The sequence below is a fragment of the Streptomyces sp. NRRL S-920 genome (assembly GCF_000717945.1).
GTDB classification, from domain to species: domain Bacteria; phylum Actinomycetota; class Actinomycetes; order Streptomycetales; family Streptomycetaceae; genus Streptomyces; species Streptomyces alboniger.
Map to the genome: position 1 here is coordinate 24525 of NZ_JODF01000056.1, position 16168 is coordinate 40692.

General features: G+C 70.3%; 15 protein-coding genes. 6 read left to right on the top strand and 9 right to left on the bottom strand.

Translation table 11 applies throughout. The features are described 5' to 3' along the window. Positions 1-45 precede the first annotated feature (45 nt). The gene (locus IG54_RS0129650) at positions 46-438 is read right to left on the bottom strand and encodes a hypothetical protein (protein ID WP_158708951.1); all 393 of its coding nucleotides are present in this window, start codon (positions 436-438) and stop codon (positions 46-48) included. 287 nt (positions 439-725) lie between these two features. Next, complete coding sequence (locus IG54_RS38395) at positions 726-1469, bottom strand: TIGR02391 family protein (protein ID WP_037897975.1); 744 nt, start codon at positions 1467-1469, stop codon at positions 726-728. Between the two features lie 156 nt (positions 1470-1625). Here IG54_RS38395 and IG54_RS0129660 point away from each other — a divergent pair, with 156 nt between their 5' ends. After that, positions 1626-3605 (top strand): hypothetical protein, encoded by a 1980-nt coding sequence (locus IG54_RS0129660; RefSeq protein ID WP_030791369.1) that lies wholly within the window; start codon positions 1626-1628, stop codon positions 3603-3605. A gap of 182 nt (positions 3606-3787) precedes the next feature. Beyond that, positions 3788-5317: a hypothetical protein gene (locus IG54_RS0129665; RefSeq protein ID WP_030791372.1), complete on the top strand. Its 1530-nt coding sequence runs from the start codon at positions 3788-3790 to the stop codon at positions 5315-5317. A 48-nt stretch (positions 5318-5365) separates the two neighbouring features. Here the strand turns inward: IG54_RS0129665 and IG54_RS0129670 are convergent, their stop codons facing one another. The 7 genes from IG54_RS0129670 to IG54_RS0129710 form a co-directional block, all read right to left on the bottom strand. Next, a complete protein-coding gene (locus tag IG54_RS0129670; RefSeq protein ID WP_234336390.1) occupies positions 5366-6025 on the bottom strand; it encodes a hypothetical protein in 660 nt (219 codons plus the stop codon). A 139-nt stretch (positions 6026-6164) separates the two neighbouring features. Next, the gene (locus tag IG54_RS0129675) at positions 6165-6599 is read right to left on the bottom strand and encodes a hypothetical protein (protein ID WP_030791377.1); all 435 of its coding nucleotides are present in this window, start codon (positions 6597-6599) and stop codon (positions 6165-6167) included. 92 nt (positions 6600-6691) lie between these two features. Further along, positions 6692-7531, bottom strand: coding sequence for a DciA family protein (locus IG54_RS0129680; protein WP_051820128.1), 840 nt, complete (start codon positions 7529-7531; stop codon positions 6692-6694). After that, entirely contained in the window at positions 7528-9759 is a 2232-nt protein-coding gene (locus tag IG54_RS42255) for a hypothetical protein (RefSeq protein WP_051820129.1), read from the bottom strand. Before IG54_RS42255 ends, IG54_RS0129680 begins: the two co-directional genes overlap by 4 nt. 1220 nt (positions 9760-10979) lie before the next feature. Further along, positions 10980-11549, bottom strand: coding sequence for an AAA family ATPase (locus tag IG54_RS38405; RefSeq protein WP_030791386.1), 570 nt, complete (start codon positions 11547-11549; stop codon positions 10980-10982). A gap of 20 nt (positions 11550-11569) precedes the next feature. Then, complete coding sequence (locus IG54_RS43660) at positions 11570-12913, bottom strand: UTRA domain-containing protein (RefSeq protein WP_051820130.1); 1344 nt, start codon at positions 12911-12913, stop codon at positions 11570-11572. 1 nt (position 12914) lies between these two features. Beyond that, the gene (locus IG54_RS0129710) at positions 12915-13829 is read right to left on the bottom strand and encodes a sigma-70 family RNA polymerase sigma factor (protein WP_234336391.1); all 915 of its coding nucleotides are present in this window, start codon (positions 13827-13829) and stop codon (positions 12915-12917) included. Between the two features lie 418 nt (positions 13830-14247). Here IG54_RS0129710 and IG54_RS0129715 point away from each other — a divergent pair, with 418 nt between their 5' ends. The 4 genes from IG54_RS0129715 (at position 14248) to IG54_RS43895 (ending at position 16140) form a co-directional block, all read left to right on the top strand. Then, a complete protein-coding gene (locus IG54_RS0129715; RefSeq protein WP_030791392.1) occupies positions 14248-14856 on the top strand; it encodes a hypothetical protein in 609 nt (202 codons plus the stop codon). A 169-nt stretch (positions 14857-15025) separates the two neighbouring features. After that, positions 15026-15226: a hypothetical protein gene (locus IG54_RS38410; RefSeq protein WP_158708952.1), complete on the top strand. Its 201-nt coding sequence runs from the start codon at positions 15026-15028 to the stop codon at positions 15224-15226. 254 nt (positions 15227-15480) lie between these two features. Continuing rightward, positions 15481-15777: a WhiB family transcriptional regulator gene (locus tag IG54_RS0129730; RefSeq protein ID WP_078594674.1), complete on the top strand. Its 297-nt coding sequence runs from the start codon at positions 15481-15483 to the stop codon at positions 15775-15777. A 192-nt stretch (positions 15778-15969) separates the two neighbouring features. Then, positions 15970-16140 carry a DUF5999 family protein gene (locus IG54_RS43895; protein WP_420712297.1) on the top strand — a complete coding sequence of 57 codons (171 nt, stop codon included), beginning with the start codon at positions 15970-15972 and terminating at the stop codon, positions 16138-16140. Positions 16141-16168 lie beyond the last annotated feature (28 nt).

Consider the following 16168-nt stretch of genomic DNA (forward strand, 5'->3'; position numbering starts at 1 on the left):
CAGGACCGGCGGCCGCGCCGCTTACAGGGTGTCCGCTGCCTTGGCTCACATGAGGGTCAGCTGTGCCGTGGGCGGCGTGGGCCCAGACCAGCTTGCCTTGGCCGCGTTCCACTCCATACGGAACCGGGCGGGCAGTACGGCGCTCTCGATGATGTCGAGTGCCAGTGCGTTGACGGACACGTACGTGGCGTCCACCCGCTCTACGAAACCGCGGGCGATCAGTCGATCGATGGCTTCGGCCGCTTCGTCGGCGGTGATGAATTCCAGCGGCATCAGGCACAGTGCCACCGCGAAGTTGTCGAACGTCCTGGCCTCAGCCTGGAGAAGGGCCAATTTCAGCAGGGCCGCTGTCTCGTACGGGTGGGGCGCCAGGTCGTTCAGGACGTCCTTGTGCCAGGACGCCACGAGTGTGTCGGCCATGTCCGGCTGCAGCTGCATGAAGACACGGTCCTCGTCCGGCGGGAGGACCCGGTATGGCGGCAGAGGCTCCATGGCCTGCTGGGCATCACGGATCCGCCAGCGGTGCAGCTGGGAGCGCCCGGCTCTGTCCGGGGCGCACTTCTCCCCTGGCCTGGCACGGCATTGGGGACAGCTACGGCTGCGGGCGCGTTCACGCACCTCCGGCGGCACTGCTCGACTCACGCACGACAGTGTTCACTCCGTCGGTCTGATCCGCTGGCTCCGCCACGCGCCATGTCCTGGTTCATCCCGGCCGCGCTGCTCCACTACGTGGTTGCGGCGGCCAGACGGCGCTTGGCTCGTTCGACCTGCCGCAGCAGCAGGTCGGCGAACTGGATGATCTCGGCTGCTTCGATCGGGTCGTCGAAGTCGACGGTGCGGTGGCTGGCGGGGTTCTTGTACGCGCCCATCGCGCCGGCGAACAGTGCGGAAGCGGCCTCCTGCTCGCCACCTTCGGCTTCGGCGTCGGCGAGCGGGCCGCCGGCCTTGCCGTTTTGGTACGGCTGGAACGCTGCACGCATCAGCTTCACGCCGACCAGGGAGTTGTCGAGGCCGGAGGCGTCCCGGACGGCGACCTCGACCGCTTTCATCGCGGCGAAGCACGCCGTCTCGTAGTCGCCCAGGTCGAAGTTGGTGCGCACCGTGTCCTCGAGGGCCGGGTGGAGCTGGCCGGACAGCCGCTGGCGGGCTTCGAATCTCGTAATGCCCTCGGGATCCTTCGCCAGGTCCCTGCCGTCGCGGGAAAGCTGGCGGAAGGCTTCCGACTGGCTGGGCACCCGGGACAGCAGCGCGTGCGCCTCCAGCCAGGCCCAGGCATCGGAGAGGCGATCCACGAGATCCTGCGCGTCCGGCTCCTCCTGGAACGCCTGGCGGGCAGAGCCCACCGTCCCTCCGTACTGCAGGAGGTCGGTGCTGTTGGCGAGGTGCTGCAGGAGGAGGAGCGCGATGTCCCGGGTGGGCAACTGCCGGACCTGTTCCGCCGGGACCGGCGCTATGTACGTGAACGTCATGGGCGCACGGTACGGGGTGGCACCGACACCCAGGTGTTGTAACTCGGCAGGGGGACACAGCTGGTCCGAACCGGTGACCTGACACATCGGCGCTCACCTTGCCGGGTGGAGGGTGAGGCCCGGCAACAGCCCAGATGCGGCGGCAGGGAGCGGTACATGGCGTACGAGGTGATCAGGGTGGAGTTCCGTACGGAGCTCCACGCGCGCTGGTCGGTGTTCTTCGACCACCTGCGGGTGCCGTGGGCGTACGAACCGGTGACCTTCTACGACAGCCAGGGCTCGCCACGCACGCCGGCGTTCTGGCTGCCGGAGCAGCGGATGTGGTTCGCGGCCGAGGTGGAGGCGCCGGTGTGGTGGGGCCGGTTCGCCATGGCGGCCGAGGGCAGCGACTACTGGTATGACGGCTGGGGTGAGGAGGCCGCCGGCTGCCTGCCGGTGGAGGTGCCGGAGGAATGGCAGGGGCTGACGCTGCTGTCCGAGGGCCCCTTCTTCCCCGACGACGACCCAGGCATCGATACATGGGGGCGACCCGACCCCTGGGACGGGCCTTGGCGGTTGCACGAGGTGAGCGGAATGCGCACCTACGGCGACTCGCCCTACCAGTGGACGATGTGTCCGCAGTGCGGGTCCTTCGGCGCCGAGTTCTGCGGATATGCCGAACGGCTGCCCTGCGGCTGCCTCGATGACCGCGAGCACAGCAAGGTGGCCGGCGGCAGCGACAAGCGCCTGCTCGCCGCCTACCGCGCCGCGCAGCTCGAACAGTGGCACGACGACACCTTCGCCAGCCCCTACGCGACCGTGCTGTGGCCCACCGTGCGCGAGGCCCTGGTCCAGCAGCCCGGCGCCGCGGCCGCCGCCGAGAACTGCGTCGGCGAGTGTGGGTCGGTCGCCGAGCAGATGCGACGAGAACTGTGCCAGCCCGACCCTGGGGAGAGTGAGGGGCTGGAGACGCTGTGCTCGGCGTGCCCGGGATTCGTCTGCGGGCAGTGCGGCGAACAGCCGGCCCCCGCAGCCGATGTCCCGTGCCGGACCTGCGAGCCGGTCGTCCTGCTCACCGAGAACCAGGCCCGGCAGCGGATCAACTGGAAGGTGGAGAAGCTCGCCGCCGCCGCGGGCATCCACGGGCGCCGGGTCAACGGCATCGTCAACGACTCGATCGGAGAGAAGACGCGGTCGGGGATCTCGCTGGCCAAGCTCGGTGCCGCCCTCACCAACGTCGAGCGGTGGCTGGAAGACCCGTCGTCCATGCCGACCGGACTCCCCGCGCCCTCCGCCGACGAGCTCGACAAGCTCCACGGGGCCGAGCTGCGCAAACTCCTGGCCACCTACGTGGGGCCGCTGGCGGGCGCGTTGCGCGAACCGATCCCCTTCGTCCAGAAGCAGCTGAACGACTGGGTGGGCGCGCCCAGCCGCGCCGAGGCGACAGACGAGCAGCTGCGTGACGCCATCATCCAGGCGAGGGCCTGGATCGAGGACCCCGACTCCTACCGCGCCTACACCAACCCGGAGTCGGCCGAGCCCGGCGGCGTGGCCGCGCCGATGCGCACGAAGACGGCCGTCACGGACTCCTCCTGCAACCTGTGTGCCGCACCGGTGACGGTCGGCGAACTCATCGGCCGGATGCCCAACCCGCGCCGGCCTTACGTTCCCATGGCCTGGCTGTGCGCCCACTGCCTGGTCGACCGGCGGGCCAAGCCCCGCCTCACCGACGTGCTCCTGCGGGTCTTCCACCACACCCTCAGCGGCAGCAACACCACACCGCTGAACACCACCGAGGCGGCCGTGCTCCTCGAAGCGCTGCTGAGGGTTCGCCCTGCGGAGCACGACGAGCACCTCCAGGAGGCGATCGCCGAGCTCCGGCAGGGCATCGACGCGCCGGAGCCCGTGATGCAGCTGAGCTACCACCCGGCCCATGCCGCGGTGGCAGCTCTCCACGCGGCGAACCCGCTGGAGGCTGCGGTCGGTGACGCTGCTGTCCTCTCCGCCGTCGCCCAGCACCTGGACGAGTGGCAGCACAATCCCCAGAACATCGACCAGGCCCGCTTCAGGAACCGAACCCTGTGGCGGCAAGCCGTACTCGACAGCACGCCCAACCCGACCATCCTGTCCCAGCGCGGCGGCCCCTTCTGGGTGTGATGGGCACCCGTCCCGTTCGAGGGACGGTTCCGGGGTCTTCGCCCCAACGCTCCCCGCTCAGAGTCGGCGAGTTCCCCGGCCTCCGGGCTACTGCCGCGTACGGTGGGCCCGCTGCCGCGCTCTCTCCGTTGTGGTGGGCGCGGATGCGGGCGGCGGGGCCACGGCGTGGGAGGAAGGTCAGGATGACGGAGGCCACGGCAAGCGAGCTGGACGAGCGGGTGCTGGGGCGCAGGTGGACAGTGCGTCTGGACGCTGCCAGTCGTGGCAGTGCGGCGGTGCGCGTCTCGTGCAGCCGCCCGTCCTGCGCCGAGCAGCGTCTGCCGTCCGCGGCCGCCGGCCGTACGGCCGCGGTCGCCCACCTCAAGTCCCACCTGCGAGCGGTCGGGCCTCGCGCCGACGCGTATTGCGCTTGCCGGGCCGACAACTGCCGCACGCACATCCGTCCCGCCGATCGTCATGAGCGTGCCCAGCCCTGGCGGTGCGGCGGGGCTGTGGTCCTGGCCGTGGTCGCCGATCGGGAAGGCCGCTGGTGGCAGGCCACGGAGTGCTGCTCGCGCTGCGCGGCCGCCACACCCGGCGCGAAGGTCGTCACCACCGCCCCGGTCTCCCCCGGAGCCACCGCTGCCGACTCCCCGACGACCGCTCCTGCCGGTGTCCCGCAGTTCTCCGACCGCTCCTCCCCCGGATCCCGCGCGCGGGAGGTGCCAGCGCCCCGCGCCGCACCGACGCGGGCCCGCCACCCGCAGGCGAAGATCGCCCAGCGAGTCATCCCCCACGACCTGCGGCCCGTCGCCCTGCGGGACGAACTCATCGAACTCGGTGACCTCTTCCGCGCCTATCAGCAGCGGGACCAGCCTGACCTGGCGCTGCTCGCCGACCTCCAGGAACGTAAGGCCCGCGCCTTCAGCACCTGGGCCGATGTCACCTGCGAGGGTGCCCTGCGGTGGGAGGCCCGGCGCGCCGAGCAGGCCGCTGCTGCCACCCGCCTCCAGCACCAGCAGCGCACCGGCGGCATCACAGGCGGCGACGAGCCGGCCGTGGCCCGGCTGCTGACCGTCCCGACGCAGTGGGAGCACGCGCGCTCTGTCCTCGCGCACGTGACCGACCACACCCCGCTGCCCGGCACCGACGCACGGCTGCTGGTGCTGATGCTGACCCTGCGCACCGCGCACACCGGCACCGGCAACCTCGTCGGCCAGGACCTCACCGCGCTGGGCCTGACCGACCCGGAGGACCTGGTCGAGAAGCTGACCGGCTGCGGCTGGCTGGAGCTTCCCGGCACCGTCGGCGACCTGCTCGCCTCCCGGCCGGAGAACGCCACCCCGATCACGGTCCCCTCCCTGGTGCCCCGCGAGGACGGAACGGGCCCGTTCACGTTCGGCAAGAAGATGCGGCCCAAGCTCTCCGGCTGGGCCCAGAAGGTCATCTCGGACAAGAAGCTCCGCAAGGCCAAAGCCACCGCCGCCACCCGGCTGCTGGCCCTGACGCTGGCCACCCAGGCGAGCGCCGCCGGCGAAGTCGGCTCCGGCGGCCAGGGCATCGCTGTGGAGTTCCTCGCCGGCCGGGTTTCGGTCGATTCCGGCGAACTGCAGCACTTGGTCGACCAGCTGACCGCAGCGGACTGGCTTATCGACGCCGCCCTCACCGGCACCCACCTCACCGGGCAGCTGACCGAACGCGTCCTCCCGCTCACCTGCCCCCTCCGGGCTTGAGGGAAGACGGAATCCCGCCTGGCGGCTGGCCTGGCTCGGCGGCAGTGCCTACTGGCGGGCTGCGGGGATGAACAGGCGGGTGCCCTGATACAGGCCGGACGCGGTCTCCTCCCGCCGTCGCTCCACCAGGTCCATCGCCTCCAGCCGGTCTGCGATCTTCGATGCACCCGGCAGGCCACACCCCAGGAGGGCCGCGATCGTCGCGGAGATACGGCCGCGCTGGCTGTCGACTGGTCCGTCGATCAGCCGGACCTCACCCGTTGCCGAGGTCTCCAGGACGAGCAGCAGGAACGCGAGCCGGTCAGTGGCCGCCCCGCGTCCCGTGCGCGTTCCCATCAACCCGGTGCCGGGCGCGAAGAGCGCAGACACCACAGGCCGCAGGGCCCCGTCCGGGGCAGCCGCGGTGGGCGGCGTGAACACAAGGCCCGGGTCCCCGTCCGGAGCGGTGTGCCAAGCCGCCCGGCGCAGCCCGGGAGTCACGAGCGATGCCACATGCGAGAGGGACACCCCGACCCACTCCCCAAGGCTCTGTGAGCGCAGCGTCACCGACCTTTCCCCCGGTGGGATCAGGGCCTGCAAGACCACCGCGGCGAGCCGTACGGCATCGAGCTCACCCGTCAGGCCGGGGCCGTTCAGGACTGCACGAACAGCAGTACGCGCGCGTTCCCGGCTCGGCTGATCCGGCACCAGAGAGGATGTGGACTGCACGGCGGTCTCCTTCTTCGGCGGCACACGGGTAAAACGGTCAGGTTGGGCAGACGGCTGCGGGATCACGCGGTCCGCTCCAGCTGTTGCGGCGCCCTCGCCGCTCCCCTCACGTCCCACCCGCGAGTGGCTCAGAGGTTCTTCAGAGCGGCTGCCACTCGATGACACCATCACGGGTGACGCAGATACGGCCGGAGCGGTGCCAGTCGTGCAGCATCTCGACTACCGCCTGCTCGTCAGGCAGGAGGTCGTACTCCTCTCCGGTCTGTTCCGCGTCTGCTGCAAGGTCCCTGTTCCAGTCATCCATGTACTCGCGCAGGGTCCACGCATGCCCGTCCGGGCGGTCGGTGTCGACCACCCGGAACTGTTCCTCGCGCAGCACCAGTTCGAGCTGCACGTCGGCCTTCCGCAGCTCTCCGCCGTACAGGGCAAGGAGCTCGCCCGCCCGAGCCGCGCCCAGGGCCTGCTCGGCTTCGCTGAGCGGGCAGAAGACGTTGCCGGGGTAGCGAACATGCTCGCGGCGGGCGAGGACCTGCTGACGGCGCTTGCTGGACTTCGTGGTCTTCTTCTTCGCCACGCGCGTATCTCCCATCCTGGTGCCTATGGCCTGCCCACTCAGTCTTCCGTGGGTGGAACGGCCTGACAGCGACTTCACGACAGCTGCGCCCATCACGCCGTGGTCCGCAGCTCACGGGGTTGCGGCATGGCGGCCGTCGTCCCGGCCTGGCAGGCAGCGCGTTCTGCTCGGGCCCGACGGACCGCCGCGGCGTGGGAGGCGTCGGCCTGGCGGCGCCGCTCGGCACGAGCCTGCTCGATCGGGACCGGCGCATCCTCCGGCACCACAACGTCGGTCTCGGGGAACGCCCTGCGGGACAACTCGCGCATCGCGGCGGTCTGCCGTTGCGCCGCCTCCGCGATGCCCGGGTCCACCCGGCGCGGCGGCGCGGCCTCCTGGTGCGCGGCGAGGGCGCGGCGGTAGCCCTCGGACGCGGTCTCCCTAGTCTTGGCCGGGCCGGTGGGCGCGGCCGGGGCCGGATCTGCCGGGGCGGCGTCGGCGGCCGGAGCGGGGACGGGCGCGGCGCCGGGCGGCAGGATCCGCAGGGAGCTGACGACGGTGCGGCCCGCCGCCTTGTTGGCGGCCGCGATGATCCGGGTCTGTTCCAGGCGGGCCTTCGTCGCCCAGGCCGTCGACTCCGGGCACACGGTGAGCCGGCCGGAGTCTGCGTCGTACGACACGGCGGCGACGTGCCCGGCGAGCTCGGGGGCGATGGCCGCCCACCGCTCCCGCAGCGTCGCGCCGGCGGCCGGGAGCTCCCAGGCCCGCTCGGTGACCAGCGCACCGATCGCCGCGCCCAGTCCCATCGGCTCGCGCCCGTCGCGCCGCACCGTCGTGACGGCCCGCGGCTTCCGCTTCGTCTTCTGGCTGTTGCCGTTCTTCCGAGCCGCTTCCATCGCGGCCCGCAGTGCGACCCGGGCCAGGTCCACGCCGGACGTCTCGCCGCCGCTCATGCCTGCCCCCAGGTGGTGTAGCCGAGGTCCAGGTGCCCGAGCCGGGAGTGGTGCTGCGCCTGGTCGACCAGCTGGTTGCTGAACAGACGCCTCGCCGACGGCTCGCCGTAGCGGTCGATGTGGTCGAACACCACCTGGTGGTCCTTCAGCCCCCGCACCCGCCAGTCGCGCACCTGGTCGGGGGTGAGGTCCTCGAGGACGAGCTCGTGGTCGTCGTCGACGTCGGCGGGCTCCGGCTGCGGAGCAGGCACGATGACGGCGGCCGGGCGCGGCGCGGGCAGCACGACCGGGGCCACCGGCTCGTCCACGGCAACGTCGGCCGGCTGCGCGGCCGCGGCTTCGGCACGGGCCTGAGCTGCGGCGGCCTGCTGCTCGCGGATCTGCGCCCACCGGTGCTCGCGGATCCACGCCTGGGCGGTCACGTCCTTGTGCAACTGCTGCGCGACGGCCGCGCGGCGCTCGCTCTCGGAGGCGTGCGGCATCGCGGCGTCGACGGCGGCCGCGACCGCGTGGCGCTGGTTGCGGCGGTCGGCCTGCCGTTCCTCGCAGCGGGGGCAGTCCTCGCCCGAGTGCAGCAAGACCCGCTCGTCGCACCGCACATCGCTGCAGAGCTGACGCTGCGGCAGGCCCCGGCCGATCAGCCAGCCCACTGGATCCTGGATCGGCCCGCCCAGCCGCATCTGCTCCGCCAGGCGCCGAGCGAGCCGGTCGCTAAGGGCCTGCGGCGCATCCGACGGACCGACCAGACCATCCAGACGCGCCAGCTCCCTGCGAACAGCAGCCTGCACCACGTCCCGGGCGGCTGAACGCTCCAGCCGCGCCCACACCAGGTCCACCGGGGCCAGGACGGCCCGCAGATCCTCCGGCGGCAGAGGCACCCTCCCCCGCTGCTGCCTGCCCTGACCCGCACCGTCCCAGGCCCGCACCGGGCCGCCTGCCACCGGCCCGCAGCCGCCCTTCGCACCTTCGACGACCGGGGACTCCTTCGGCTGTTCCCCGCGCAGCGGGCCGCCGTCCTCGCGCACGCACGCGCGGTCCGGCAGACCGTGGTTCCCACCACGGCCTTCGCCGGAAAAGCCACCAGAGAGCGTCAGAGAACCACCGGGAGTAATTACAGAAGCGTGGTCTGCGTGGAGCTCTGCACCATCGGGACGCTCCTGAATCGCCGCATCCCCAGCCCCCTCAGCACCCCCGATCCCAGACGTACCAAGGGCACCCGCCGCAGCGGCCGGAGCATGATCTCCGACTGCACGATCAGGACGCACCGAAAACGCGGACGTGGACTCCTGAACAGCCTCCAGGAAACGAGGGCTGCGCCCGTAAGCGTGGGCGACCGGCACGAGCATGACCCGGCCCCGGCCGCGCATCCGCGTCGCCGTGTCACGGTGCCCCCGCGCTACGACACCGGCCTCCGTCAGCCGCGCCAGGACCTTGCGGGCCCCCGACGGCGAGCAGCCCAGCAGCCGGGCCAGCGTCGCCGCCCCTCGCCCCTCCTTCGCCTTCACCGAGCCGCCGCACAGCTGCAGCCAGCCCGACGCCCGCGTGTTCAGCACCATCAGCAGCAGCCCGAGTCGGTCGGTCGCCGCGCCCTTGCCCGTACGGCCGGCCAGCAGCCCCGGCGGCGTCGGCTCCTTGCCCTCCGGCGTCCAGCCGGGCCCGAACAGCGCCTCGATGAGGTGCAGCAGCGTCGCCAGCTCCGACTTGGTCAGCGCCAGCGGGTGCGCGGCCCCGCCGCTCTTACGAGCGTTCCACAGCGGCATGACCAGGCAGTCCAGGCCGGTCGGGTGCCCGTTCCCGTTGGTCCTCACCTGCGTGTGCAGCGCGTCCGTGCCACGCAGCGCGGGTAGCACCTTGTGGTGGACCGTGGACTCCTTCATGCCCAGCCAGCGGCCCAGCTCCGAACCCCAGGTCGAGGTCTGGTTGTCGTTCTTCTCGCCCTTGGGCGCCCGCGACTTCGCGTACAGCACCACCGCCGCCAACTTCGGCGCATCCTTCAGCCCGGCGATCGACGGGTCCGCCAGCAGCGTCTGGACCGCGTCACGCAGCCGCAGCCGCATCGCGCGACCAAGACGCAGCGGATCGTCCAGGCCACCGTCTCCCGCCTGCCCGGAGGCCGGCATCGACCGCAGCGCGCTCCGCTGCCCGGGAACCCGGGGCTGGTCGACGGAGTTGTCGACGTCTTCCCACAAGGGGCGGTTCAGCACGGCGGCCGCCGCGACCGTGCTCATCGGCCCACCGCCTCGACAGGAGCGGCGGGAGCCACCAGGGGCGGAGTCATCTGCGTCGTCATTGGGCCGGTGTACACGCCAAAGCGGACACCTCCCTGAGCAGGCAGAACGCGCGCTTCGTGATCCATCCGCCGACAGTGCCCGAGGCGGCCTGTGGACAGAGCCCGCTCAGCCCGGATCACCCCCCGCACTCCCGCGCGGCGGGCAGAAATCTTGGAACCCGTCCCGCCACACGGGACGGCCCCGTCGAGGACGCCACCGACGAAGTTGTCGCGGACGCGGGTGGACACCGACCGGACAGACCCGGCCGGGTTGTGGCTTCCTACAGGAAGACCCTCTTCCTGACTAAAAGGAGCGAAGGGGCGGATTACGGACGTCTGTTCCGTCACGTGAAACGCGCGAAACGGCTGGATCGTACCGAAACGGACGGCGCTCGACTTTTCAGGGGACACCAGATCGGGCACTATGGCGAAGACACCTACTTCCATATGCGAGTCGGACCACCCCGTTCACACGGGACGGCCGGCCAGTGGATGAGGGTGCAGCCCCCTTCTTCGCGAAGCGGGCAGACACCGAACGGCAGGGCGGAGATTTCTCCTCTTGTCTCGGTGGGACTGCAGAGCCCCTGTGGTGGGGGCCCTGCGGGACACGCACAGCGGGTGCTGCGCGGCTGTGGTGGCCGTGGTTAGTGGCCGGTGTTGCGGTTGGGTAGATCTGGCTCGATGAGCCGAAGCTCAGGACCGGGTAGTGACCGGGACTGAGCGTTGACCTGGACAGTGAGTCCGGTCAGGACGCGGCCGGCGCGGCCGAGCGGATGGTTAGTCCGCCGAAGCAGCGCGGCCATGGCGGTTACGTCACGCCGACCCCCTCGATAACAGAGGCGGAGTCGGCGTGCCCGCACGACTGAACGGTGAAAGCGATCACGGCTGTAAACGGCGTAGTTGCGCGGTGGAGTTCCCGCGCGCGGGTACGCTGCATCCCGCGATCACCTCCCATCAGGTGCATCGTGCGGACGGGAATCCCGTCCAGGAGTCCTCCAAGGCCGTGCCCGGTCATGGGGGACTCTTTGCTGCTATCGGTAACATCTGTGATCACCCTAACCTCCTCTGACGACATGGAGGTAAGGAGGAAGCGCGGCGTGCTCGAATTGCGGTGTCCGTCGAACGGGAGACGCGATCCGAGAGAGTTGATCCGATAAGCCCGATCGTTTTGAAGGCTGGTCACTGTCGGCCTTCCTTCGCGGATGGCAGGCGGTCGCGGAGCTGGGCAAGCAGGGCTTCGGGTCGCTCGTCATATACAACATGCGGCTCATCCTCAGTCGGAGGATGGAAGCGCGTGGCGAAGCGCAGCAGGTCTTGCTCGCTGAACTCGATGGAATTGGCGTCGACATCAGCGAGCTGGTTCCGCTCCCGGATTCGTGACCATCGCACTTCATGCGGCACCGGCAGGTACACCAGGGTGGGGACGCCACCAGCCCCTACGACTAGAGCTTGCCATTCGGCCCGCTCTTCTGGTGTCCAGAAGCCGTGGTCGACCACGACGTCGTCGCCGGCCTCCACCAGTCCTCGGAGTTCACCAGCGACATCTTCAAGAACGGGAGCTTCCCGAACTCGGAATTGCCCCCTGGGGAAGTCGACGCCGTACCGGCCGTAGCGACAGAACATCTCCTCATCAGGACACAGCCGGGTGAACCCCGCGGCTACGAGGGCTCTTGCCAATGTCGTCTTACCGGCGCCCGGCATCCCCGCCATCAGAACGACACGTGATTTGCGCGGCACGTCCCCGCCCATGGCCGGGGTACAAGTTGAGGTCAGCACGTCATGTCCGCCGTTTCGACGCGTGTACGGCCGGGAGCGCCCAGATCCACGCCATACTCCAGAGGCCGACCTTCGCGGTCGACGAACCGAGCGGAGAGGACGAGGATCGCTTCGTTCGTACCGGGCTGGAGCTCCAGGAGCCGGGCGTCTTCGGCGGTGGCGATGCGGGCTGTGGTCTCGTCCGTTCGCTTCACAGCCTGCCGACCCGTTTCCTGGGCGATGAGGTCGAGGGACGTGCCGCCAATCAGGCGTTCCTTGCGGAGGAGCGCGGGCACCGCCTGGGCGAACTCGAGCTGGATCCACGAGGTTGAGTGTGCGACAACGCCGTGCCGGTCACGGTAGACGCGGGTTCGCCGGATGACGTCGTCGCCGGGCTCCACCCCGAGCGCCGCAGCAACGTCCTGCGGGGCGGGCACGACAGCGGCGGTGTGTCCGTCGGAGCGCTCTCCCGCGCCCCATGAGGACCCGGTGTGCCGCCCGCGCTCCAGGCGCTGGCCTCCAGAGGAGAGAGGCACGGGCTGGCCGATGCGCACGTATGCGGCGGTCGCGTCATCGGATCGTTTGAACCGCGGCCATCGCTCGCCTACCGGGTCAGCAAGTTCGGCTTCCCGAGTGCGAGCGATCAGGGCCGCCGGCCCCTCGGCTCGCAGCAGATCGAGGAGCTGCTCCCAGCTCAGGGCATCGAAGCTGTCAACGAGTCGACTCGCGCCGTCCGTGAGCAGAGCGGCCTGCCGGACTTGGGCAAGGCCGACGGTCCCCGTGATCGCCTCGTCGGCCGCAGCCGGGTCGGTGGCCGCGACCCAGTAACCACCAGGCCGGTTCCGGAGACGTCGCTGGACGGTTACGAGCGCGGAGACTCGAGCGGTGTGCTCGGGAGTGCCCGTAGGCCCTTGGAGCGCGGCGCGCATTTCCTCGCCGGCTACCTCTTCGACTCGCTTGTCGGTGATGGTCTGGATGCCATCGTCGCCGAGGTCGAGCACCAGCACGTTGTCGGAGAGCACGAGGTAGTCGAGGACGTCACCCCGCTCGCGGATCATCACGACGGTCGATGCTGGGACAGCCTCCTGGTCCAACGCGCAGGTGCCACGATGGAGGTCGTTGACCTCGGAGATGGCGGTTCGCAGGGCCTCTCGTAGCGTCACTGCGTTGTCGCCGATTAGGTTGATCAAGCATGTGCCGAGTTGGCGTACGAACCATGGGGTGCCGTGGATGCACCCCATGGGCAGGTCCTTGGGTGCGGACAGGCCGTCCAGCACGACGACCCCGGTGGGGCTGACGTGGACAGTGTCCTCGTTCGCGGAGCCCACGCCTTGGGTCGAAGCCATGGATACCTGCACGTCATGCCCCTTCCGGGCGGTAGAAGGGCGTGATCCGCTCGCTCGCGACGATCTCCAGAGTCTCCGGGTCGAAGCGGCTGGAGATGAGGGTCGAGAACCGCCGCGCCTTGAGTTCGCGGTGCACGTTGGCCAGCTCCTTGTTGAGCCAGTGGACGACGCCGCCGGAGCCGCGGGCGTGGATGCCGGCGACATAAAGGAACGTGCCCTTGCCGTCGGGGCGCGGGAGCCGGCCGAAGTACGCGATGTCGCTGTTCTCGCCGCGGTCCATCGGTGATCGGTAGACCTGGCCGGTGTTCCGGTCGGTGAGGTACCAGCCGGCATCGTCCTTGTCGAACCGCAGGTGGGGGTCCCCTTCAAGGATCTGTTCGATGAGGGGCGACAGCCGAGGGCCACAGATGACCACGAGGTTGTTGCGGTTGAGTCGGACGTTGCCGCCGAGCGGGATCCGCTCGAAGCTGATCTCCAGCCCGACCTCTTCGGCTAGTTCCCGAAGACGTTCATAGGTCTGGACGTCTTCGGTGGCGATTACCGGGCCTTGGATGGCCTTCTTCTTGCCATCCTTGTCGTTGCCGTCCTCCAGCTTCTCGGCCAGCGCCACGACGACCTTGCCCGAGCCGAGGAAGAGGCGCTCCGGCGGAGCTCCCTTGGCGAGCTGGCTTACGCGGCCCTTGCTAATACCGAGTTCGGACGCCAACTGGGTGCTGTTCAGCTGGCCCACGCGCAGCGTCTCGTTCATCGCTTCGTTGCGGACCACCTGGAACTCGTTGCCGTAGTCCTGCACCCGGCCAACAAGCGCATGCGCGAGCTTGGCGCGCTCCAGGGGATCGGGGAGCTCCTTCAACTGGGACAAGGCGACATCGAAAGCCGCATCGAGCTGCTCTCGCAGCGCGGCTGGAGCTACGTCGTGCGCTTCCATGCGTGCCTCCCTTCCTAGGGTCATGTTTACCCCATTAAACCGCACGGGTTCAAGGTGGTTGACGCGCGCCGTGACGAGACCTATGGTTTCGGTAGTCGAGCGGTTTAGGGCGCTAAATCGCTTGGTTGCGTTCGCTATATCTGCACGTCAAGCGCCCGTTGCAAGACCGCAGTAGTCGTCCGCCCTTCGGGGCGGCCGGGGTAGCCCTCAGCTCGCTGGGGGCACGTCATCAGGCGAGCTGAGGACGCGAGAGCACCATCGAACTCCCCCGGAGCCTGACGGCCGCGACCACTGCGTGTACGTCGCAGCGCTGTGCGCTGTCTGTCCTACGGGAAGCCGGCCTCGTGCCGTGCGGCCCGGAGGGCAGAGAGAGCATCGCGACCCGCGCCCCCTGCCGCTCCGCCTGTGAGGAGTCCAGATGTCTGCCTCGATCCTTGAGCACACCGCCCGCCCCCGCCGGAGCCGGACCCGCTCCCGCACCGTCAGCGCCCGCCCTGCGCTGGCCCTGTCCACGCTCAAGCCCCACCAGTACGACCTGCGCCGGGATTGCGCATCGCTGATCTGCCCCGACTGCGAGACGTGGGTACCGATCACCGGCCTCCGGAGCACGGCGCCCAAGGTGGTGCCGCACGACACCGGGCGCACGTGGAAGGACGCGGCTGTCCGCTGCCGTCTGGGCAGCAACCGCCTGGTCACGCTCGACGTCACGGTCAAGGCGTGGCAGGAGCGCCTGGAGGACGGCCACGCGGAGACCGGGCACCGCCGCAAGACCACCGTGCGGCGTAAGCCGAAGGTCGCGCCCGCCCCGGCCGTCAGCCAGATCGCCGCGCAGAAGCAGGCGCCGGCGGATGACGAGCGCGGCTACGACCGGCCGCTGTGGCTGCGGCGCAAGGAACAGTGGGCGGCGGCCGCGCCCACGGTTCGCGATGCCGACACCCGGCGCGCGCAGCTGCCCGCCGGTGCCGCGCCGCTTGGTGCGCCGCCGGTGCCGCTCACGACGCTGCACCCCAAGCGCCGCGCGAGCTGACCTGCTTCGGACGAACGACCACGGCCCCGGCCACCCCGCGAAGGGGAGGCCGGGGCCGTGGCTGCTCGTACAAGCAGTCAGCTCCCCAACTGGGGAGTGATCGCGACAGCCCTTGGGATTGCAGCCCTCGGACTGTCCAGGACCTGACTCGGAGGACCTGATGCCCAGCATGACACGTACGATCCCCGCCCCGTCGAACGGCCTCTATAGCGACATGGAGGACGCCGACAACCAGAAGGGCCCGGAGCGGGACGAGACCGACAGCTTCCACCGTCTGGTCCGCCACCTGGTGGCCGACGGCGACCTGCGGGCCGCGAAGGCCGGCCGCCGCGCCCGTCGCACCCTCGCGGAGATGGGGGCGGTCCGGTGAACGCCGTCACGAGCCTGACCGACGCGGAGCGCGCTGAGCTCTCGCGCAAGAACAGCGAGCAGAACAAGCGGTCGGAGAACAACCGCCGCTGACCGATCCCCCGGCATTGCCCGTCGCCCCCGCGCCCACACGGGCGGGGCCGGCGGAGAGCGTCGGGAGCTCACCTTCGCTCCGGCCGTCCGGCCGCCACCAACGCGAACAGCCCCAGGGATCGCACCCCCGGGGCTGTCGTACGGACCTTCTGGGAGGCCCTGATGAACAGCACCATCGTACGCACCCCCTACTACGGCGCCGACACCACGGACGTCATCGAGCGCCCCCGCGCGGCCTGTGCCGACGAGGACCCCGAGCTCTTCTTCCCGATCGGCGACACGGGCCCGGCGCTGCTCCAGGAGGAGGAAGCGAAGGCTGTCTGCCGTCGCTGCCCGCTGATGGAGTCCTGCCTCCAGGGCGCGCTGGAGCGGAACGAGGCCGCTGGCGTGTGGGGCGGGCTGTCCGAGAGGGAGCGCCGCTCCCTCAAGCGTCGCGCGGCCCGCAACCGTGCCGCCTGACGGGAGCCCCAGGTAACTCCCTGCCCGCCCTGCAGCATCGCAGCACAACAGCTGTCCGCACGGCGGGCAGCTGGCCTTTTCGCACGTCTCCAGCCCGGGACAATCCCGGGATCGCCTTCCTCCCCGCAGGAGAGCCCCATGGAAAGCAGCCCCCAGCTCGAGACCGCGACGTCCCTCACCGGTACCTCCCGGATGCCGGACTCGCTGTGCACGCACACCCCGAAGTGCCCGTCGGCCGCCAGCCCGGACCGCGAGGCCGCTCAGGTCGTGGCCGCTCACCCGGAGCAGGGCTGGTTTGTTAACTGCACTTTCTCGGACTCGTTGAGCGAGACGACATTCGTCTGCTCAAGGAGGCCCGCGTGACGGGAAGCCTGCATCACCAGCTGATCGA